This window comes from Anabaena catenula FACHB-362, from assembly GCF_014698735.1.
Classification (GTDB): domain Bacteria; phylum Cyanobacteriota; class Cyanobacteriia; order Cyanobacteriales; family Nostocaceae; genus Anabaena; species Anabaena variabilis_A.
Genome location: NZ_JACJTQ010000035.1, coordinates 45,101 through 65,755, shown reverse-complemented (window position 1 = coordinate 65,755; position 20,655 = coordinate 45,101). Strand labels below are relative to the sequence as shown.

Annotated in this window: 15 protein-coding genes and 1 riboswitch; of the genes, 8 read left to right on the top strand and 7 right to left on the bottom strand. The window is 41.9% G+C overall.

The window, feature by feature from the left end:
• Positions 1-87: 87 nt before the first annotated feature.
• Positions 88-3,429, bottom strand: coding sequence for an ATP-binding protein (locus tag H6G68_RS27300; protein WP_242045329.1), 3,342 nt, complete (start codon positions 3,427-3,429; stop codon positions 88-90).
• Between the two features lie 384 nt (positions 3,430-3,813).
• Here H6G68_RS27300 and H6G68_RS19765 point away from each other — a divergent pair, with 384 nt between their 5' ends.
• Positions 3,814-5,991 carry an EAL domain-containing protein gene (locus H6G68_RS19765; RefSeq protein ID WP_190908172.1) on the top strand — a complete coding sequence of 726 codons (2,178 nt, stop codon included), beginning with the start codon at positions 3,814-3,816 and terminating at the stop codon, positions 5,989-5,991.
• Between the two features lie 30 nt (positions 5,992-6,021).
• Here H6G68_RS19765 and H6G68_RS19760 read toward each other — a convergent pair whose 3' ends face one another.
• Both H6G68_RS19760 and cobU read right to left on the bottom strand, forming a co-directional pair.
• Positions 6,022-6,447: a hypothetical protein gene (locus tag H6G68_RS19760; RefSeq protein ID WP_190908171.1), complete on the bottom strand. Its 426-nt coding sequence runs from the start codon at positions 6,445-6,447 to the stop codon at positions 6,022-6,024.
• A 159-nt stretch (positions 6,448-6,606) separates the two neighbouring features.
• A complete protein-coding gene (gene cobU / locus H6G68_RS19755; RefSeq protein WP_190908170.1) occupies positions 6,607-7,155 on the bottom strand; it encodes a bifunctional adenosylcobinamide kinase/adenosylcobinamide-phosphate guanylyltransferase in 549 nt (182 codons plus the stop codon).
• 133 nt (positions 7,156-7,288) lie between these two features.
• Here cobU and H6G68_RS19750 point away from each other — a divergent pair, with 133 nt between their 5' ends.
• The 4 genes from H6G68_RS19750 to hpsU all read left to right on the top strand — a co-directional run bounded on the left by H6G68_RS19750 (position 7,289) and on the right by hpsU (position 10,990).
• A complete protein-coding gene (locus H6G68_RS19750; protein ID WP_190908169.1) occupies positions 7,289-8,095 on the top strand; it encodes a hypothetical protein in 807 nt (268 codons plus the stop codon).
• 308 nt (positions 8,096-8,403) lie between these two features.
• Entirely contained in the window at positions 8,404-9,336 is a 933-nt protein-coding gene (locus tag H6G68_RS19745; protein WP_190908168.1) for a glycosyltransferase family 2 protein, read from the top strand.
• Between the two features lie 18 nt (positions 9,337-9,354).
• Positions 9,355-10,284: a glycosyltransferase family 2 protein gene (locus H6G68_RS19740; RefSeq protein ID WP_190908167.1), complete on the top strand. Its 930-nt coding sequence runs from the start codon at positions 9,355-9,357 to the stop codon at positions 10,282-10,284.
• Between the two features lie 136 nt (positions 10,285-10,420).
• Entirely contained in the window at positions 10,421-10,990 is a 570-nt protein-coding gene (gene hpsU / locus H6G68_RS19735) for a hormogonium polysaccharide biosynthesis acetyltransferase HpsU (protein WP_190908166.1), read from the top strand.
• A 197-nt stretch (positions 10,991-11,187) separates the two neighbouring features.
• Here hpsU and H6G68_RS19730 read toward each other — a convergent pair whose 3' ends face one another.
• The 3 genes from H6G68_RS19730 to H6G68_RS19720 all read right to left on the bottom strand — a co-directional run bounded on the left by H6G68_RS19730 (position 11,188) and on the right by H6G68_RS19720 (position 15,727).
• On the bottom strand, positions 11,188-12,924 hold the full coding sequence (locus tag H6G68_RS19730) for a R3H domain-containing nucleic acid-binding protein (protein WP_190908165.1): 1,737 nt from the start codon (positions 12,922-12,924) through the stop codon (positions 11,188-11,190).
• Between the two features lie 40 nt (positions 12,925-12,964).
• Positions 12,965-14,215: a circadian clock protein LdpA gene (ldpA, locus tag H6G68_RS19725; protein ID WP_190908164.1), complete on the bottom strand. Its 1,251-nt coding sequence runs from the start codon at positions 14,213-14,215 to the stop codon at positions 12,965-12,967.
• A gap of 174 nt (positions 14,216-14,389) precedes the next feature.
• On the bottom strand, positions 14,390-15,727 hold the full coding sequence (locus H6G68_RS19720) for a MurT ligase domain-containing protein (protein WP_190908163.1): 1,338 nt from the start codon (positions 15,725-15,727) through the stop codon (positions 14,390-14,392).
• A 355-nt stretch (positions 15,728-16,082) separates the two neighbouring features.
• Here H6G68_RS19720 and H6G68_RS19715 point away from each other — a divergent pair, with 355 nt between their 5' ends.
• Both H6G68_RS19715 and H6G68_RS19710 read left to right on the top strand, forming a co-directional pair.
• Positions 16,083-16,673, top strand: coding sequence for a thylakoid membrane photosystem I accumulation factor (locus H6G68_RS19715; protein ID WP_190908162.1), 591 nt, complete (start codon positions 16,083-16,085; stop codon positions 16,671-16,673).
• A 205-nt stretch (positions 16,674-16,878) separates the two neighbouring features.
• Positions 16,879-17,487: a hypothetical protein gene (locus H6G68_RS19710; protein ID WP_190908161.1), complete on the top strand. Its 609-nt coding sequence runs from the start codon at positions 16,879-16,881 to the stop codon at positions 17,485-17,487.
• A 49-nt stretch (positions 17,488-17,536) separates the two neighbouring features.
• On the opposite strand, the gene cbiE is transcribed toward H6G68_RS19710, so the two are convergent.
• A complete protein-coding gene (gene cbiE / locus H6G68_RS19705; protein ID WP_190908160.1) occupies positions 17,537-18,745 on the bottom strand; it encodes a precorrin-6y C5,15-methyltransferase (decarboxylating) subunit CbiE in 1,209 nt (402 codons plus the stop codon).
• Positions 18,746-18,871: 126 nt separating this feature from the next.
• Positions 18,872-19,112, top strand: a riboswitch (cobalamin riboswitch).
• On the opposite strand from cbiE, the gene cobG reads away from it, so the two are divergent.
• Positions 19,087-20,634 (top strand): precorrin-3B synthase, encoded by a 1,548-nt coding sequence (gene cobG, locus H6G68_RS19700; RefSeq protein WP_242045328.1) that lies wholly within the window; start codon positions 19,087-19,089, stop codon positions 20,632-20,634. (Overlaps the previous riboswitch by 26 nt.)
• Positions 20,635-20,655 lie beyond the last annotated feature (21 nt).

Sequence of the window (20,655 nt, the reverse complement as noted above, 5' to 3'; positions counted from 1 at the left end):
ATTCAAACTGACTTGACGGACAGATTTACCTTCATTTAAAGCTGCGGCTAATTTTGCAGGGGGCAGGGGGCAGGGGGCAGAAAATTCCTACTCGGTACTCGGTACTCGGTACTCACTACTTGGTAGGGTGAAATAAAAGGTTGCACCTTGATCGACGGCGGCTTGGGCCCAGATGCGTCCTCCGTGGCGTTGAATAATCCGTTGGACGATCGCTAGTCCGATGCCTGTACCTTCAAATTCTTGTTCACGGTGTAGACGTTGGAATACTCCAAACAAATTATCGGCATACTGCATATCAAATCCTGACCCATTATCTCTGATAAAGTACACTCCTTCTCCATCGATAACCTCATAACCCACTTCAATATGGGCAACGGATTTGTAGCTGGTGTACTTAATCGCATTCGATAACAAGTTGATCCAGACTTGTTTGAGGAGGGAAAGGTCAGCTTCACAGATGGGTAAATCAGCGATCGCAAATTCAATTTGACGACCTGACCATTCTGGGGTCAAATCACTCAGCACCTGTTGAATTAAATCATTGATAAACACTGTCTGCTTAGATATCTCCTTGCGATCCAGACGGGATAAATTTAATAGATCATCGATCAACTCACCCATGCGTTTAGCATTATCCCGGACAATTTTTAAGTAACGATTGGCTTCTGCATCTAGTTTTTCACTGTAGTCTTCTTGCATAATTCTCGAAAAGCCATCAATCGCCCGCAAAGGCGCTCGCAAGTCATGGGAAACGGAATAAGAAAAAGACTCCAAAGCTTTGTTAGCCACCTCTAATAGGGCAGTACGTTCTTTTACCCTAATTTCTAAAGACTCATTCAGTTGATGCAGGGCTTCAATCGCCTCCTTGCGCTCCAATTCTGCTCCTGCCCGTGCGGCAAATACTTCTAGAATTGTCTTTAATCGTTCCGTATCTGCCAGTGGTTGTAAGTCGAGAATGCAAAGATTGCCAATAGGATCGCCGTTGGCATTTTTTAAAGAAATACCCAGATAACTATCTGCCTGCATTGTCACTAAATCTAAGTCTTCCGGGAACATTAGCTGAACAAGACTTTCGCAGTAAAACATTCCGTCTCTCAAGGCAAATTCGCATGGTGTGCGTGCCGGAAAATAGGATATTTGTGATTGCAATGCCCCATGCGCCCAAAAAGCCAGAGCTTTCAGTTCGCCATTTACTAGTTCGGTGACAAGGGCATAAGAGACTTGTAAGGCTTCGGCAATATGACGAACCAAAGCTGGGAAAAAATCTTGTCCTGTAACCGCAGCCGTTCCCGCCACCAAATTTTGCAGCATTGTTTCTGCTCTGATGATATCTGCTTCCCGACGTTTTGGCTCACTGATATCCCGCATGATCGTAGAGAAATATTCCAGATTGCCATCTGTTGTTTTGTGAGCAATAATCATCTGGGAAACGGCAATTTCCCTACCTTCACCTGCCAATAAAGCCGTTTCACCCAGCCATATGCCATTCTGAATTGCTGCCGGAATTCCTTGATTTTCAATAATCTCTAATGCCCACTGAGGATGGTAGTTGGGAATACGCAACTTAGAGTAGTCTACATCCGGGAATAGATTAATCAGGCTTCGTAGTTGGGCATTATTCCACAAGTTATTACCTAGAGGATCAGCCATGCCAATATAGTCGGTGGAGGCTTCGAGAATAGCAATCAAGCGATCGCGGTCTTTCTTTGCCCGTTTGCGCTCGGCAATCTCCATCTCTAATTCGGCATTTGTTTGTTGTAGTGCTTGAGTTCTCTCCTGGACTCGTTGTTCTAACAGTTCATTGGCTTGATGAATTTCTCTAAACTTTTGCTGTAAACTAGCTGCCATCAACCGAAAGTTCTGCAATAACAATGCCAATTCAGTCACCTGGCTCTGTATCCAGTTGATCGGTTTCTGCTCTAGCAGTTTATTTGGTAAGTTCGTGGTGACTTCTGCTAATTGAGACAAGGGTTTGACCAATTGACGGCTAACTAGGGTAGCAGAAATCAGAGCTAGTCCTGAGACAAATAGGAGTATTGCCATGTTGCGGGTGTGAACCCACTCAATTTGATGCACATGAGAGATTGCGGCCATCTGTACCACCAGTGTCCAGGGAATTGTCTGATTAATGGCAGACTCTTTCACAAATAGGGAATTTTGCCACTGTACCATCACCAGAGGACTACCAGTGATTGGTAGCCAATGGTAGGTTTGAGTCCCTATCTGGTCAACTCTGCCATCTTTACGCCAATTAAAAGCCTGAGTACCAATCCATTCTGGTTTCGTGCTGGCTGCTACTGTTTGTTTTTGATCCACTAATGTGATATCTAGCTTTTCTTGACCTAAATTAGACTGCAACAACTTTGTAATATTGCTTAAATCAATTTCAGTAAAAATAGCACCCATGAGTTTTGTATCCCTTAGGATTGGCACACCAAATAAGACAACGGGAAAAGCCGACTTGCCTGGTAGCAGCAGAACGGGAGAGAGAAACGGTTGGGGCAATCGCTGCATTTGCTGAAAATATTTGTCTTCATTAAAGGCACTCTCAGAAGCAGAAACATTGTTCTCAAAATCGAGAATGGGTTTTCCTGTCTCATCTAAAATATGAATGTGTCGAAACTCAGGAAAAGTACGGCTAACAAATGCAGCATTTTGTCCTATGATTTCGCTCTCAATGGAGTTGAGCCGAGCTAATTCAGCAAGTCCATTCACAGAAGCCAAACGTTGCTCATACCAGCCACGCACCTCAACTGTCAGGTAACGAGACGCATCATTTAAATCTAAACGAGTCATATTTTTGATATCATTTACCACCTGATGGCTTGCCAGCACAATCAAAACTAAGGTGGGAACTGACACAAAAGCGACCAGTAAATTAAACAGGGTTTGTTGTAGTGAAAGGGTGCTAATAGCAGGTGGACGGTCAACCCAACGATGAATTGGTGAATGCGTCAACAATAAGCTGGCAATGAGGGCGTTAAAAATACCATTAGTAGGCTGCTTGAAGAGAATAATTCGGGCTTGGATCGGATCGACGTGCAGAATGATCGCGTAAAATAACCATATCAATGGCATCCCGATTACCAACCAAAAAAGAGCATCTAGCAAAACAATATTATGGTGCTGCCGTCGGTGAAACAGCCAACCGACAAATAGGGCTTCTGCTGTAAAAGTAAAGGTAGTATAGGGATGATGCCAAATTACATAGGTACAACTTCCGGCAAAAAAACCTGCTAAAGTCCCCCATCTAACTCCGTATAAACAAACGACAATCCAAACAGCGATTGAACCAAACAGAAAATCAATGTCGAAAAATAACGTCCATCGGAAGTAGTTTCCTAAAAAGCCAGCAATAATTAGTAGGATTAAGCCCCACAGTTGGCGATTTTCGGATAATTTTGACCTCAAGATTTCTGTTAAATACATTCTGCCTGTCCTTCAGATAACTTTTGCTATAAATCAGTTTTTATTTCCCAGGCACTTTAATCACATAATTTTAAGTTGTTACGTTTGTGAAGATCAAACCATGAGTAGAAGGGGGAAAGTCAAAGCCTATTCCCTACCAGGAAATAGGTTTACCAGGGAGGTATTGTATTTAATTAAATCCACCCACTTATTAAATGGATTGATATCTTTATAAATGATATGGGCGGCATGAATTTCACTTAAACTCTTAGTTATCTGAACGGCTAACTTCAGAAATTTTAATATCAATTCACTTAATTAAAGCTACAAATGAATATCCTTCCGCGTCTCGATGTCTGTGCGTTTGTCCATTTGTATCAACCTTAAAGTGAACTGGTATCAGGTATGAGTCAAGAGTTGAATGTCCTGCTTGTTGAAGATTTAGAAACAGATGCCCTGTTAGTTCTCCATGAACTGCGTCGTGGTGGTTTCAATCCCATCTGGCAGCGTGTCCAAACAGCCCCAGAGCTACGCACAGCCCTCGGTAGCCGGACTTGGGATGTGATAATTTCAGATTACCGATTGCCTGGATTCGATGCTCCTGCGGCTCTGGAAATAGCAAAGCAGAGTCAAAAAGATATTCCTTTTATTCTGGTTTCTGGAACCATCGGCGAAGTATCTGCTGTGGAAATGATGAAAGCGGGTGTTCATGATTATCTGATGAAGGACAACTTAAACCGCTTGCCAGAGGCAGTTCGTCGAGAACTTCGGGATGCTCAGGTGCGGGCAGAGCGCAAACAAGCAGAGGAAAAACTGCACCACACCCTCCAGGAATTATCCAACTTCAAATATGCCCTAGATCAATCAGCCATCGTCGCTATTACTGATGCTCACGGGGTAATCACCTACGCTAATGATCGATTCTGCGAGATATCTCAATACGACCGAGAGGAACTGGTTGGTCAAACGCATCGGGTGATCAATTCTGGCTATCATTCTCAAGAATTCTTTGCTCAGATGTGGCAAACCATTAGCCAGGGGCATATCTGGCGGGGCGAAATCCGAAACCGGTCAAAAGATGGCAGTTTCTACTGGGTTAATAGCACGATTGTACCTTTTTTGGATGCCTTGGGTAAGCCCTTTCAATACTTGGCTATCCGCACGGATATTAGCAATCTCTACGAAGAGCTTCGGTTACGCAAACAGGCGGAAGAACAGCTTATTCACAATGCTTTTCATGATCCATTGACAGGTTTACCGAATCGGACGCTGTTGGAGGATCGACTGGAACTAGCCATAAACCGAGCTAAAAGGGTGGAAACCTATCATTATGCCGTCTTGTTTCTAGACCTAGATCGGTTCAAAGTCATCAATGACAGTTTAGGGCATTTAGCTGGAGATCAACTACTTCAGAGTATTGCCCAGAAGTTGAAAACTCACCTGCGGGATATGGATTTAGTCGCTCGACTCGGTGGTGATGAATTTGTAATTTTACTAGAAGATATCGTCAGTATTGAAGCTACGATTAAAATTACTGAACGTATTCTCACAGATTGTCAAACGTCGCTGATGCTCAATGGTAACGAAATGTTTATTAGTACGAGCATCGGTATTGTTTTTGCTACACAAAACTATCGTCAAGCCGCCGATTTACTCCGAGATGCTGATATTGCCATGTATCGAGCTAAAGCTCAGGGGCGAAATTCATACAAAATTTTTGATGCCCAAATGCATACCCAAGCTGTAAATCGACTAACGCTAGAAACTGAGATCCGCAAAGCTCTGGAACGAGAAGAGTTCATTGTCTACTACCAACCTATTGTAGATTTACTAGGCGGTCGGCTAATTGGGTTTGAGGCATTGGTGCGCTGGCTTTCACCTACTCGCGGGTTCGTTTCTCCAGGAGAATTTATTCCTATTGCTGAAGAAACTGGGCTAATTGTGCAGATAGATCGTTGGATGTTTTACACAGTTTGTCAACAATTGGTCAAATGGAAAACAAATTTTACTCACATCCCGCTTAAGGTTAGTATTAACCTCTCTGCTCAAGATATTCGCCAAGCCAGTTTAATTGAAGACATTGATCGCACACTAGCCGAAACAGGTTTAGAAGGTAATTCTATAGTCCTAGAAATTACTGAAAGTATGCTAATTGAGGATATCAATAAAACAATTGATTTGTTGACCCAATTAAAGGACAGAAAAATTCAGATTAGCATTGATGACTTTGGAACTGGATATTCATCGCTCAATTATCTCCATCGTTTACCTGCTGATAATTTGAAGATTGATCGCTCTTTTGTGAGTCAGATGGAGGAAGGAAATCGTAATTATCAGGTGGTGAGTACTATCATTGCCTTGAGCAATCAACTGGGATTGGCTGTGGTGGCTGAAGGGATTGAAACACCACAACAACTTCAATGGTTACAGCAACTGGGATGCGAATTGGGTCAGGGCTATTTATTTTCTCCACCTTTGGCTGGTCAAGAAATTGAGACGCTCTTGCTCACAGGAGACTATGAGAAACTTTATCAAGCTCATTTGTTCAATGCATTAGTGTCTAAGTTTAAATTTCTGGTCTGAGATGAAATCGGTTGTTTGGATTTTACCAACTCAAGTGCAAGGAATGTTATCTATTAAGCGATCGCAAATTACTGTCAGCTGTTCTTGGCTATTAACGGGGCCACGCGGCGCTGGTAGTTCGGTATTAGGCCAGTTGGGTAAACTATTACAGGGACAAAACAAAGCTGGCATTCCCACAGTACGTATGGGTACTGGCATAGTACAACGACCGCAAGGGAGCATTTCCCAGGCTGGTGTCAGCAGTTCAGCTATGGTTTCGTGAGTGCCTTCTAAATAACAGTCACTAATTTCTAATGAAAGAATACTTTGCCAGCATTCTTCAAATTCTGGGCTATAGCTATCGCCTTTTAGCACGGGGCTAGGTAAGAAGCTGTGATTACCATTACCTACGATTACTTTCTTTCCTAACTGAAACCAGTGAGCAATATATTCTTTAACTTCTTGTTGGTTTGCCATATTCTTAATTGTAAGTAGTCGGACAAAATTAAATTCACTCGTTGAGAGAGGGAACTCTTAACGGGGAACAGGGAACAGAAAAATCAGTTGTGTAATTAATTCTGTCCCATTACTTAGTTTTAATTCAGAAATTTTACCTGGACAATCTTTAATTTGGAATTAAGGCTTTGCTACTGGTAAGGGAGAACCCAAAACACTGAGATTCAGAACATAACCACCAGTAACTAAGTAAACAGTCTCAGAAATTGCACCTAACTGACGAACTAAAGAACCCAAGCGATCGCGGAATGTCCTACCCATAGGATAAGCTGGTACTACACCCCAACCAGTTTCTTCCCCTACAAATACTAGATCAGCCTCAACTAAACCCACTATTTTGAGCAATTCTGCCAAGGTATTTTCCCAACTTAGGTCGTCTTGTTCTAGAAAATTAGCTACCCAAGTTCCCAAAGAATCAATTAAAAGACAGGTATTAGGCTTGGCATTAGCTAGGCTAGTAGTAAGTTCCACAGGTACATATAGAGTTACCCAGTCTAGAGGACGGCGTTTTTGGTGTTTTTCAATACGTTGCTGCCACTCTTGATCTTCAGGATTTTCTGTAGCTGTTGCTATGTAAATAACTGATTTTTCAGACTGTTTTGCTAAAGTTTCCGCCCATTCACTTTTACCTGAGCGTGCTGGGCCTGTTACTAAAATAACTCTACTCATAAGATATCACAATCTTGGTCTTCCTTAAAGTATTGTTCTACCTATAGAATAAAGAAAAGTTTCTCAATAATTTGCTCTCTTAACAAACTCATTCGGAAATCAATACCACCAGAACAAGCTTCAGGATCTCTTTATGAAAGCAGGCTTAAAACGGATTGAGGCAACTCTACATGATTTGGGGATTCGTGGCACTGACTTAGGCGCAGAAACAGGTGATTCAACAAAACGCCCGTTCTCCTTTAGGATTAGCATCGGAGCTAACAAAACTACAGACAGTACAGAGCCTTCAAATGATGAGGGCATCAATACCGTTGACTTAAGCAAAGATACTGGTAGTAAATCGTCTTCAGATCCCAATTTATTTTCCCAGGATAATTCCGTACAAACTTTTCCCGCCCACTCAGGTGAAGGCAAAACACCCAGCCTGCCTAAGTTTAAAACACCGAGCTTCAGTAACCATCGCCACGGAGCCAATCCAGCATTTGCAATGAATCTCTTACAAGAAATTCAAGAGACTGTCGCTGATTGGCAAACTGAACTACAAGAAATTTTGCAACAAATTCAAGATATTTATTTAGATGGGCCAGTTATTAATGGCTGGTTAGAATCCAATCCTCAAGAACCAGAACCAGGAGGAACGGCAACGCTGCGTCATGCGGAAGTTGAGCGTCTGATGGATTATGTGGAAGAAATTTGTGAGACTGGTGATCAGATATCATCTCCATCATCGCGTGCTGGCTACCGCCTCTGTGGAGTCGATGCGGCTGGTAAAGTTTGGTCGCGTCTATGTCCAGTAGAGCAGGTTCCTACTGTGAGTATGGCTATCGCACGTTATCAAAAATTACGTCAACTGTTTGGGCGCAAGCAATATCTAGAAACTCGGCTGGGTCAATTAGCAGAAACACTTGTGGCTTTACACAGTCATATCCGACAAGCATAAAGTATTGGTAAAGTGGTGACAATTTTTTCATGAAACTTGTCTGCAAAGATTGTTTTCGGCAAAATTACGTTGGTCGATAAGTACTTTATAGGGTAGATTAACAACCAGTAAGCAAAAGTTGAATTGGATATTTTTAATTATAGCCGTGGACAGGGTGGTTAAGACATCAATTGATAATGAAACTCTCACTACAAGAGGGTTTTACTCCTGACTCCGGTCACTGAGCGTAGTCGAAGTGCTGACTCCTGACTCCTGACTCCTGACTCCTGCTATAAATTCCAAATTACAAAACTACAGTAATCAATCCCATGCCGGACTTACAAATCTCTGCCATCATCTGTACTCACAATCGAGATACCTATTTAGGTGCAGCGATTGACAGTTTATTGGCGCAGGACTTTACTGCTAACTTTGAAATTTTAGTAGTGGATAATGGATCTAGCGATCGCACTCGTGAAGTTGTAGAACAAAGAGCGGCTGATACCCGCCTCAAGTACATTTTTGAACCTACCCTGGGCTTATCAGTAGCTCGCAACACAGGCGCTAAGGCTACCAGCGCAGACATTATCGCTTATTTGGATGATGATGCAGTCGCTAGTCCCCAATGGTTGCAAGTTTTGTATTCTGCCTATGAAAATAATCCCAACATAGCGATCGCTGGTGGTAAAGTTACTCTCATCTGGCCTCCAGACATTGAACCACCAAAGTGGATATCTCCGGGACTAGCTGCTAACTTGGGAGCCTACGACTTGGGAGACAGCATCATCTACATTGAACAGCCCGGTTCCACCCCTAGAGGCTTAAATTACTCCATTCGACGCAGTTTTCTAGAAGATATAGGCGGTTTTGACCCTCAACTGGGACGAGTCGGCAAAAACCTCTTATCTAACGAAGAACTACAAATGACCGAATTTGCCCTTCAGCGTGGTTGGCAAGTCGCTTATCTTCCCCAAGCCCTAGTTGCTCACAATGTTGCCCCAGAAAGGCTAAAACCCTCCTGGTTTTTAAACCGGGGTTGGTGGCAAGGTATTAGTGAGTGCTATCGGGAACAACTTGCTGGTAAAGCCGGTATTGGTCAACTGCAACGAGGCAGCGAGAAGTTTGTACGTGGCTTATATAAATCATTACAATATATTACTGATCCAGCCGAAAGATTTGATAAACTAGTCTATGCTTATGGTCAGATTGGTTACTTAAATGCAGCCATTCAAGGACTTCTTTTTACAGCGAACAAAAAATAAATTAAAGTAAAAATTATTATGTCATCTAAAATACCAATCTCCGTACTCATTCCCGCCAAAAACGAAGAATCTAACTTACCTGCCTGTTTAACTAGTCTGGCAGTAGCTGATGAAGTTTTTGTTGTCGATTCCCAAAGTAGCGATAAAAGTATTGAAATTGCTGAGAGTTACGGGGCTAAAGTTGTACAATTCAACTTTAATGGCAGTTGGCCAAAAAAGAAAAATTGGTCATTAGAAAATCTACCTTTTCGGAATGAATGGGTGCTAATTGTTGATTGTGATGAGCGGATTACACCTGAATCTTGGGCAGAAATTGCCGAAGTAATTAAACGTGATGAGTGTAATGGTTATTACATCAATCGTCGTGTATTTTTCTTAGGAAAATGGATTCGTCACGGAGGTAAATATCCTGATTGGAATCTCCGCTTATTTAAACATCAAAAAGGTCGCTACGAAAACCTCAACACCGAAGATATACCCAACACAGGCGATAACGAAGTTCACGAACACGTAATTTTACAGGGACAAGTTGGGTATCTCAAACATGATATGCTCCACGAAGATTTCCGCAATCTTTATCACTGGTTAGAAAGACATAACCGCTATTCTAATTGGGAAGCCCGTGTGTATTTAAATTTGCTCACAGGGAAAGATAATGGTAAAACAATTGGTGCAAATCTCTTTGGTGATGCAGTACAACGTAAACGCTTCTTAAAAACAGTGTGGGTACGCTTGCCATTTAAACCATTGTTAAGGTTTATTTTGTTCTATATTGTTCAGCGCGGCTTTTTAGATGGCAAAGCTGGATATATCTATGGACGGTTATTGAGCCAATATGAATATCAAATTGGAGTCAAACTTTACGAATTACGCAGTTGTGGTGGACAGTTAAATACTGCAAACACCTCTGAATCTACCTCCTCAACTTTGTCTCAGGAAGTTGGGTAATGGGTAATGGGTAATGGGTAAATATTTATATTTCTCCTGACTAATGACTCCAATGACTAATGACCAATGACCAATGACCAATGACCAATGACCAATGACCAATGACTAATGACTAATGACTAATGACTAATGACCAATGACCAATGACAAACCTTTTGTAGATTTACGTAAATATGACCAATCCTGGTTTGACCGAGGTCGTCCGGGTTGGTATGTTTTATTGTGGTGGTTGGTGCAAGCGATCGCATTTCCTCTGACTCCTCAACCGCTAAATATTCTGCGTTGCTCCCTGCTGCGGCTATTTGGAGCTAAGATTGGTAAAGGCGTATTAATTAGACCCACAGCCCGTTTCACCTATCCTTGGAAAGTTACCATTGGTGATTACAGTTGGATTGGTGATGATGTAGTTTTCTACAGTCTTGATCAAATTATCATTGGTGAACAGTGTGTAGTTTCCCAAAAAAGTTACCTGTGTACAGGTAGTCATGATCTTCAAGATCCAGCCTTTGGTTTAAAAACTGCAAGTATTACCATCGGTAATGGTGCATGGGTAGCAGCAGATTGTTTCCTAGCCCCAGGAGTAGAAATCGGTGCTAATGCAGTAATTGGAGCGCGTAGTAGTGTTTTTACTAATATGCCAGCAAATCAAGTTTGTTTGGGCAGTCCTTGTCGTCCCCACCATCAGAGAATAATTCGTAATTCGTAATTCGTAATTCGTAATTAGAAAAGTTACCTCTCTATCAAGTCCGGTTAATTGCTGATCAAAAAAATTCTCCGCGTCTCCGTGTCTCCGCGTCCCGACTTCTCCGCGTCCCGACTTCTGCGCGTCCCCGCGTCACCGCATAAAAGCCCACACTGGATTAGAAATCTCCAAATACAGTGTGGGTAGTTGAGGTTTTGAAATTATGCCGGATAAATCCTTAACCGACGATTTGGTTCTTCCCCAAAACTGTCAGACTTGAGTCGATAATGTTCTACCAACTCATGCTGCATTTTTCTAACCTGAGAAGAACGAGGTAATAACTCAACAGGCTGACCCTTAGGAATGACAATTTGCTCAACCGCAAGTCTTGCTTCTTCCAAAGCGTCCATCTCGTCATCACTGCCATTGTGAAGTAACAATTGTAATTCTCGGTCATCGCCCAGTTCTGGATCATCCATGTTCAGCAACCGCCGCAAACCACGAGTAATTTGGGGAATGGTGCTGGACTTAATCACATGAATTGGCACATGACGAGCTTTTGCCATTTGCCTTAACTTAGCGTGATTTTTGACGTGCGATCGCAATGCCAAAATTGCATCAGCACTATCTATATCTTTTGTTAATGCCACAGGCAAAGTGAGAACATTAATCACCTGTTCCAATTGGTGACGACTCACCCCATAGGGGTAAATATGTAATGGCAAATCTTCCCCATTTGGCCCCGCTAGTTTAGGAGTACTGAAATCAATACTGTCTGAATAATTGAAAGATTCATCCAACAAGCGGTCAAATTCACTGCGCCCAGTCAGACGTTCGCGTTCTAGAGACAAAGGCGGCAGAGCTACCATTTGTCCAGAAGCACGCCAGCCATTGACCTGCCTAGCAGCGGGGAAAGATTCTTCTTCATTAGCCAGCTGTCCACCGCGACCATTAACCACAGATAGCTGTCTGGTAATCGCCACCTTTCCCTGTTCATCAACAGTTCTCGTTTGTGGGCTGGCTTGCCGACCTCGCAACAGAGTATCAACTGTGTCAGCTACACTTTCATGTACTACCCAGCGCTGTCGTTCTAGCATTTCCACAGCAATCTCAAAAGTGGGAGGAGCTTTACGTTCCAAAACCGTCTTTTGAGAACCCCTTCTTCTGGCTTCATCATCTCCTAACGTCACAGCCTGAATACCCCCAACCAAATCGGAAAGGGTAGGGTTTTTAATCAGGTTTTCAATCTGATTTCCGTGAGCAGTACCTACCAATTGCACACCCCTTTCCGCAATGGTACGCGCCGCTAAAGCTTCCAGTTCCGTACCAATTTCATCGATAACGATGACTTCTGGCATATGGTTTTCTACAGCTTCAATCATCACTTGGTGCTGTAGTTCTGGTTTAGCCACTTGCATTCGTCTAGCACGACCAATTGCCGGGTGAGCAACATCACCATCTCCAGCGATTTCGTTAGAGGTGTCAATAATCACTACGCGCTTATGTAAATCATCCGCCAACACACGAGCAATTTCTCGTAAGGCGGTAGTCTTACCCACACCTGGACGACCGAGCATGAGAATCGATTGACCAGTTTCGACCAAATCGCGGATCATGGCAATTGTGCCGAATACTGCCCGACCGACACGACAGGTTAAGCCAATAATTTTACCCGTGCGGTTGCGGATAGCACTAATCCGATGCAAAGTTTGCTCAATTCCCGCCCGATTATCTCCGCCAAAGGTTCCAACTCTTTGAATGCAATCATCTATTTGTGCTTGAGTAACCGGTGTTTCGCTCAGATACTCTGCTTCATTAGGAAAGCGAGCTTCGGGGCGACGACCTAAATCCAAGACCACTTCAACTAAACTATCTCGTTTGGGATGATTCTCTAGTACGTTTCGCAGGTCTTGGGGCAAAATGTCTAACAACTTTTGGAGATCTTCTGTAATCGTCATGCTTTCTATGGTGACGTTTGTAGAGATAACGAATGAGCGATTAGGGGGACCGCTGTGACTTGAGTTGGGAAACGAGAGAATGGGCAAGCTCTACAGCCTGCCAGAGTAATTCTGGTTCTTCTTCCAGACGGCCTGTTGCCTTAATACTAGTTTGACTCACCTCCTGATTCTCTAATTTTTCAAGAATGGGTGACAGCAATACACGAGCGTAGCTACCGTAAGCAATGCCGGCTATGGAGGCAGAGGGGCGGGGGGCTGGGGAAGAAGAGGCAGAGGGGCGGGGTGCAGGGTGCAGGGGAGATGAATTTTCCCCCTTGCTCCCTGCTCCCTGCTCCATTTCCGCGTTTTCTCCCTTACTCCCTGCTCCCTGCACAAGAGCCTCTTGAAGCAGTCCCATTGCCTTTAACTTGGGGACTGTGTAGCTATTAGTACCGCCTGCTAACTGCACATATCCTGGTAGGTTTGCTGCCAAAACTTTTTGCCCTAATTTTATGGCTGCTATAGTGGTTCCATCGCCAATGTCACCACTCATAGAGCGCCCGTCTGTTTGCCAAATTACAACTTGGGGACGGGGGGCAATGATTTTATAAATTGCTTGCAGGTAATCAATTAGTCCTTCATGATCGTTACAGCTGATAGCTATTACCTTTAATTTATCTACTCCAGATGCCAAAGCTGACCACAGGCGCTGGAATTCTGCCAAACGCCCTACTTGTGTATGAATTTCTATCGCATCTATTCCCGTTGACATGATCAGTGGTGCGTTGCCTCTGGCAAGCGAAGCTATGGCTTCTGGAGTTGAGACATATGATACTGTATCAATTATGTCATAGGGACAAGCTGGGATGCAACGACCGCAGCCATAACACTTCTGAGCAACAATTCCTGAAAAACTATCTTTTATATTGTTAAACACAATCGCTTGTGCTGGACAAATTTTTTCACAGGGTCTAGGACATTCCGTTGGACAATGACTAGAATTAAACTCGGCTTTTCTAAAATGGGGGTCTTCTCCATCGTTGAGGCTGACCATTAACAAGGGTAAATTGCCTTGAAAGCCAAAGCCTCGCTCCTGGGCATCCCTCACTAAATCCTTGGCTGCTAGTAAACCTGCTTGGGCTGCGGCAATCACAGCTGGATCAGCTGCCACATCTATGCAGTCAGCGCCCGCCAAAGTGTAGGCTAATGTTAAACTTCTGACCGCAGGTAGATGTTGGTAACTGGCTCCACAGATCAATTTGAACCAGCGACCTTGTTGTAGGGATTGTAAAGGGGCTAACAGATTAGTCACTCTTCTATTATGCGTTTATCGGCCGGAAAATTGCACCCTAGTCATCTAAAGATCCCATTTATATTTCTTTACATAGTTATTTTGGGTTTGCACCAGGTTATTAGAGTGCAATTTGTCAGTATTCGCTGGGGTACGCTACTTGACATTTTGCACCATTATTAATCAAACTATATATCAAAGAATTTTTCTACCTGTTAAAACTTCTCTCACTTCTAACATGGCGGAATAGGTGGGGAGAATGTGTAAGGTTTCATTGGTTGGTGTATGTGCCAATGCTGTAGCGATCGCTTGCCGCAAGTCTTCTTCTACAATCAAATTTAGGTTACTCTGGGCAGATTTTTGGCTATAACGTAAACGTAAGGCCATATCATACACGCGATCGCCACTCACAACCAAAGTCCCACCCCGTTCAACTAATTTCTCAGTATCTACATCCCAAATCCATGATACATCAGTACCATCGGGGGTGCGGTCATTCAAAACCAACAAAGTTGTTTTATCTGTACTTTCAGTAACAACACGAATAGTTTCATTCGTCCCCACAGGATTTTTAGATAATAAAATCCTCACCCGTTTTCCATCAATTACTAAATCTTCGGCACGACCAAAAGCCGCTTGAAAACTATTAATTGTCTCTCTAATTATTTCTTCATCAATTCCTAATTCTTTGGCGGCGGTGGCTGCGGCTAAAGTATTATATTTATTGTATAAACCAACAAGAATTTGTGACCATTCACCACTTTCTAAAGCTGGTTTACTCTTAGTAAAACCGCAACTTGGACAGGTGAAATCTCCTAAATGAGATAGGTAAACCCCTTGATAATCAAGAGAATGTCCACATCTGGGACAATATATAGAATCTACAGCGTGAGGAATTGCTTCTAAATAATGTTCTGGTTCATTTAACCCAAAGAATAACACTTTTTGGGGTAATTGCTGACCGAGATTTGATAAAGTTGGATCATCAGCATTGGGAATAACTACCGTTGCTTCTGGTAATGTAGAAATAACCTTTGTCCAGCGCTTGCTAATGGTGTCAACTTCGCCATATCTATCGAGTTGGTCACGGAACAAGTTTAAACAGAGAATAATCCGGGGTTGAAGAGGTGTTAAAACTTTGGGAACAATATTTTCATCAACTTCCAAAATTGCGTAATCTACATTTAGAGAACCTAGTAAGTTCGCGTTGTCTATTAAAGCTGTGGCTAAACCATTTTCTAGATTTGCACCAGTAGCATTATGGGCAATTTTGTAACCTTTGTGTTCTAAAATCGTAGATAATAACAAGGCTGTAGTGGTTTTTCCATTGGTTCCCGCAATCAAAATTATCCCATTTTTAACTTGCTGACTCAATAATTGTAAAATTCGGGGTTCAATGCGTCGCGCAATAGACCCTGGTAATACACTAGCAGCACCAAGACGGAGCGATCGCACGAAAAATGTGACACTTTTAGCGATTGATACCGCTAAACCCAGTTGTAGTCTATCTATAAGTTCTATTTTCTTTCCCACAGCAGTAGTTAATTAATAGTCTTTAATTACAAATTTAATCTTGCAAGTGTAGCGAATCTTGGCACAAAAAGCCACACATTAATAATTCAATATTTATGAGTCATTGAGAATAGGGGGACTGGGGACTGGGTAATAGTTTTTCCCAATTACCAGTTACAGGGTATGTTAAGAAATGGTGCGTAGATGTAATTATATATCTAGGCTACTCCCTTGCCATCAGAATAATCTTGATTAAATGAACCGCAAAGACGCGAAGAACGCGAAGGAAGAAGGAAGAAGATAAGTAATCTTAAAGTGGGAAGGGTTGAATTCAGCACAAACTTAGAAAAAATAGTGGCTTAAAAGGTTCTCGTTGATGAATAGCATGAAGTGGCTTTTTTTACAAACTAAAATAATTGCTAACTGGCGACGGTTGGTGTCAAAATGCTTATTGTTGGTGATTTGTCTACTTATCATAAGTATACAGCCAGCTTCGGCAGGTATGAAAGATGATAGATACGAAGGGAATATTTTCGTAATTTATGCTGGTAATGGTTCTCTAGTTCCTCCCAGACAAACCCTAGCCCAGACTTTAGCACAACATAAACCGGCATTGCTGGCATTTTATGTCGATGATAGCCGCGATTGTAAACAGTATGCGGTCTTTATTTCCCAGACTCAAGCATTCTATGGACGAGCAGCGGAGATTATCCCCATAAGTGTTGATACAATGCCAATTAAGGAAAGCTACGACCCCACAGAACCAGGATACTACTACTCAGGGGGTGTACCGCAAGTTGTGATCTTTGACAAGTCAGGAAAAGTAATCTTGAATAAAAAGGGTCAAGTTCCTTTTGAAGAGATAGACGACAAATTTCGAGAAGTGTTTGATTTTTTACCGCGTGACCAGTCTATTGAGTTCAAGCAACGCTCATTTAATGAATTCAGCAGCGAGTTGAGTCAGTAAACATTTCCACACACCATAATTAACTTATCTGGAAGTCCGCACCTGCGGACTTATTTTCTATATTCATTCTTCGTTATATCCAGGTGGAGATTTTTAGTTTTACCTGATACTGCATTTCTATTCCGGTCAAGAGATAATAGTTAAATCACGCTTCACCAATGACTAATGACTCATAACTAATAACTTACTAATTAGGTTTGTTCCGATGCCAAAAGTTTATACTACCCAGGAACTCATCCAAATTTTAGCAGATGAACGCCAAGCTTGTCTGAAAGGAGAGCGTCTTAAGTTGGAGGTGACGGCCTCTGGCAATCCCGTCCTCGACCAGTTTATCACAACTGAAGGGCTACAAAAGTTTACAGCCTATCAAGATTTTAAAGCATCGATTCATGAATATCAACGAGAAAATGAAGTTTCTGGGATTGTCTGGAAAGATTTGACAGTCAAGGGAAAAACTCTACATTATCCCGAAGTTGACGCACAGTTAATTGCTTTAAACAGTGATTTGGAAATTTTGAAAACTGCAAAAAATTCTATTGTGGAATTTTGGAATGCAGTTACAGCAGAAATGGAGTTATATTTGAGTGTGAGTAATGGTAAATTACACGAAAAAATTAATATATTAGATGTTGATAGAATTGCTCAAAGAACAGAATGGGCAAGTTTGTTAAAATGGGAAAACTCGAAGTTTTTAGAAGTAATTTTGCAGTTAGGTTGGGGTCAACCGGAAGAAGCTGCTTATAAACGAGGAAGACCACATTCAGGTAGTGAGTTTATTCATGCGGTGAATCCTGGTAATTATCCCATTGGTTGATTTCATCTGCGTTCATCTGCGTTTATCTGCGTTTAATTAATCAGGGTTTTCATAACTTATATCCTATCCATTGCGTAACTTGAGACATTCCTTTCCAACCTAAAAATTTACCAATTGGTTCTGCTCGTTGAATAGAAATGCGGGTGAAATTTCCTCCCACTTTTTCATACCATTGAAATAATGTTTGTTCACCTTCTAAAGTCACAACATTTGCAACCATTCTCCCTCCAGGACGTAAAGCATTCCAACAAATATCAAATAGTCCTGGTGCGGTGACTCCACCACCGATAAAAATCGCGTCGGGTGTGGGTAAGTTGTGAATTATTTCCGGTGCTTTTCCGGTGATGATTTGTAAATTCGGTGTCCCTAAAGCTGCGGCGTTATCGATTATATAATTTATTCTAGTTTCGTTTTGTTCAATAGCGATAGCACGACATCGAAAATTACTCCGCATCCATTCTATCGAAATTGAACCACAACCAGCACCGACATCCCAAAGCAACTCTCCCGGTAAAGGTGCTAAACTCGATAAAGTAATTGCTCTAACTTCCCGTTTAGTTAATTGTCCATCATGGTGAAAAGCACTATCAGGTAAACCGGGAAGTCTCGATAAAGGCTTTACTCCCACATCGGCGATACAATCAACTGCAATGGTATTTAAAGCTGCGATTTCTGTTTCTTGCCAAAATGCGGCGATACCTTCTAAAATGCGTTCATGAATACCGCCCATCCTTTCTAAAACAGTAATTTTACTACCACCATAACCGCGATTTGTCAACAGTTCAGCTACAATTCCCGGTGTTTCCTGTCCTGCACTCAAAATCAATAATTTCGCACCTGGGTAGATGTAAGATTGAAGAAGAGAAGCTGGACGACCGCATAAACTCAAGGTTTCCACTTCCGGTAACGACCATCCTAATCGAGAACAAGCAAGACTAAAAGCCGAAGGTGCAGGAATAATGGTAATTTCAGAAATAGGAATATGATTTGTAATAGTTGCACCCACACCGTAACACATCGGGTCGCCACTAGCTAACACGCAAATTGCTTGACCTCGCCGCTGAATAATTTCTGTTACTGAAGCGCTAAAGGGAGATTTCCAAGTGATTTTTTCGCGGTTGTCGTTTGGAGGTAACATCGCCAGATGACGTTGACCACCGACAATAATTGTAGCTTGGTTAAGGAGAGAAAGAGCGATCGCACTTAATCCCTGTAAACCATCTTCGCCGATTCCGACTATTGATAGCCATTTATTCATAATTTATCATTTGTCATTCGTAAATTATCAATAAATTATCAGCCTATCAGTCCTACTGGGAAAGGTGAAGCAAATAACGCGCTGTATTGAAAAAGTGTAAGATAGTAATTTTTGAAATATTCAAACCGATAAATACCTCCTTGTGCTAGACTGCTAAATCTTAGAGTTGGGAAACTTCGGTGAAATTCCGGGACTGTGCCGCAGCTGTGAGGCAATTTTAGATTTCCGAAAAAGAGATTTTAGATTGTTGGGGGTTGACTCAGAACCCCAGACTCGGAAAAACACGGGTAAGAAAATAATCCAAAATCAAAAATTCAAAATCCAAAATTGAGTAAGTCAGAATGCCAACTATAAGGAGTTTATCAAGTTCTGTCTCTGCGTCACACAGAGAAGGAGTTTTAATTTTGCTGTCCGCATTTACCGCCTGTCCAGGCTTATTTTACACCACACCTGCCCAAGATGGCATATTGTCTCGCATCAGAATACCAGGCGGGAACATGGAGAGTGAACAGTGTCTATTGATCGCAAACATAGCCGATAATTATGGTGGTGGCTATGTAGATGTGACAAACCGAGCCAATTTGCAAATTCGAGAAATCAAAACCGGAATAAATATTGAAGTTCTCCAGCATTTACAGCAATTGGGTTTAGGTTCTGCCAATCCCAATGTAGACCATATCCGCAACATTATGACCAGCCCCACTGCGGGTATTGATTCCCAGGAATTAATCGATACTCGTTCCTTAGTGAAAGCCTGGGATAATTATATTACAGCACATCCTCATTTAGGCGGACTATCTGCTAAATTTAGTGTTTGCTTTGATGGTGGTGGTAAAGTTTCGGTATTGAATCAGCTTAACGATATCACCTTTATGGCTGTGTTGGTTGATGGTAATATTTACTTCCGCCTTTATTTGACTATTGGTGAAAAAGGAGAACCAGCTAGAGATACAGGAATTTTATTAAAACCAGAGGAATGTTTACCAGTTTTAGCAGCTTTAGCAGATGTTTATTTACAAAATATAGATTCTCAAAGTCAACGCAAACCACGTTTGCGGGAAGTTATCAATAATTTAGGGATAGAAAATTATCTGCGTTTAGCTTTTACAAGCAAATCCCTTACTTCCCAACCCCTAGTTTTTCATAGCTTTTCCCAATTACCAATTACTAATTACCAATTACCAGCCCAAACAGATATGATAACTGTTCCGGCAGACTCAATTGGTATTCATCCCCAAAAACAAGTAGGATTATTCTATATTGGTGTCGTGCTACCTCTAGGAAGGTTGGAAAGTTCGCAAATGAGAGGTTTGGGTGATTTAGCAGAAAAATATGGTAGTGGTAATATTAGGCTAACACCTTGGCAAAATTTGCTGATTACCGATATTCCCCAACCACAAGTCGTCGAAGTAGAAAGAGAAATTAGCAACTTAGGACTAAGTTATTCTCCGACTAATATTAAAAGTGCATTAGCGGCTTGTTCTGGTAAACGAGGTTGTGCTGCTTCCGCAACTGAAACTAAAGATCATGCCTTAAAATTAGCAAAATATCTCGAAAATCGGATTACCCTAGATTACCCAGTTAATATTCATTTTAGCGGTTGTGCGAAATCTTGCGCCCAACATAATCAAGCTGACATTACCTTGCTTGGTGTCAGCATTGAGTCAGAAAATGAAACTTTAGAAGGATATCAAGTTTATGTCAGTGACAGTACCTTACAAAAATTTGGACATCAACTTTATGAGTACGTAAATTTTAGCGAACTTCCGGCACTAATTGAACAGATGTTAAAAACGTATAAAATACAACGTCTAAATCCTAAAGAAACCTTTAGAGATTTTACCAAACGTGATGCTCCCCAACTCAAACAAGCAATACATCATAGCTAAATATCCGCTTTTATCGGCGGT

What these genes read in the sequence shown, in the direction of transcription:
- H6G68_RS27300 (WP_242045329.1), bottom strand. Translation starts at nt 3,429, where the DNA reads ATGTATTTAACAGAAATCTTGAGGTCAAAATTATCCGAAAATCGCCAA.
- H6G68_RS19765 (WP_190908172.1), top strand. Translation starts at nt 3,814, where the DNA reads ATGAGTCAAGAGTTGAATGTCCTGCTTGTTGAAGATTTAGAAACAGAT.
- H6G68_RS19760 (WP_190908171.1), bottom strand. Translation starts at nt 6,447, where the DNA reads ATGGCAAACCAACAAGAAGTTAAAGAATATATTGCTCACTGGTTTCAG.
- cobU (WP_190908170.1), bottom strand. Translation starts at nt 7,155, where the DNA reads ATGAGTAGAGTTATTTTAGTAACAGGCCCAGCACGCTCAGGTAAAAGT.
- H6G68_RS19750 (WP_190908169.1), top strand. Translation starts at nt 7,289, where the DNA reads ATGAAAGCAGGCTTAAAACGGATTGAGGCAACTCTACATGATTTGGGG.
- H6G68_RS19745 (WP_190908168.1), top strand. Translation starts at nt 8,404, where the DNA reads ATGCCGGACTTACAAATCTCTGCCATCATCTGTACTCACAATCGAGAT.
- H6G68_RS19740 (WP_190908167.1), top strand. Translation starts at nt 9,355, where the DNA reads ATGTCATCTAAAATACCAATCTCCGTACTCATTCCCGCCAAAAACGAA.
- hpsU (WP_190908166.1), top strand. Translation starts at nt 10,421, where the DNA reads ATGACCAATGACAAACCTTTTGTAGATTTACGTAAATATGACCAATCC.
- H6G68_RS19730 (WP_190908165.1), bottom strand. Translation starts at nt 12,924, where the DNA reads ATGACGATTACAGAAGATCTCCAAAAGTTGTTAGACATTTTGCCCCAA.
- H6G68_RS19715 (WP_190908162.1), top strand. Translation starts at nt 16,083, where the DNA reads ATGAATAGCATGAAGTGGCTTTTTTTACAAACTAAAATAATTGCTAAC.
- H6G68_RS19710 (WP_190908161.1), top strand. Translation starts at nt 16,879, where the DNA reads ATGCCAAAAGTTTATACTACCCAGGAACTCATCCAAATTTTAGCAGAT.
- cbiE (WP_190908160.1), bottom strand. Translation starts at nt 18,745, where the DNA reads ATGAATAAATGGCTATCAATAGTCGGAATCGGCGAAGATGGTTTACAG.
- cobG (WP_242045328.1), top strand. Translation starts at nt 19,087, where the DNA reads ATGCCAACTATAAGGAGTTTATCAAGTTCTGTCTCTGCGTCACACAGA.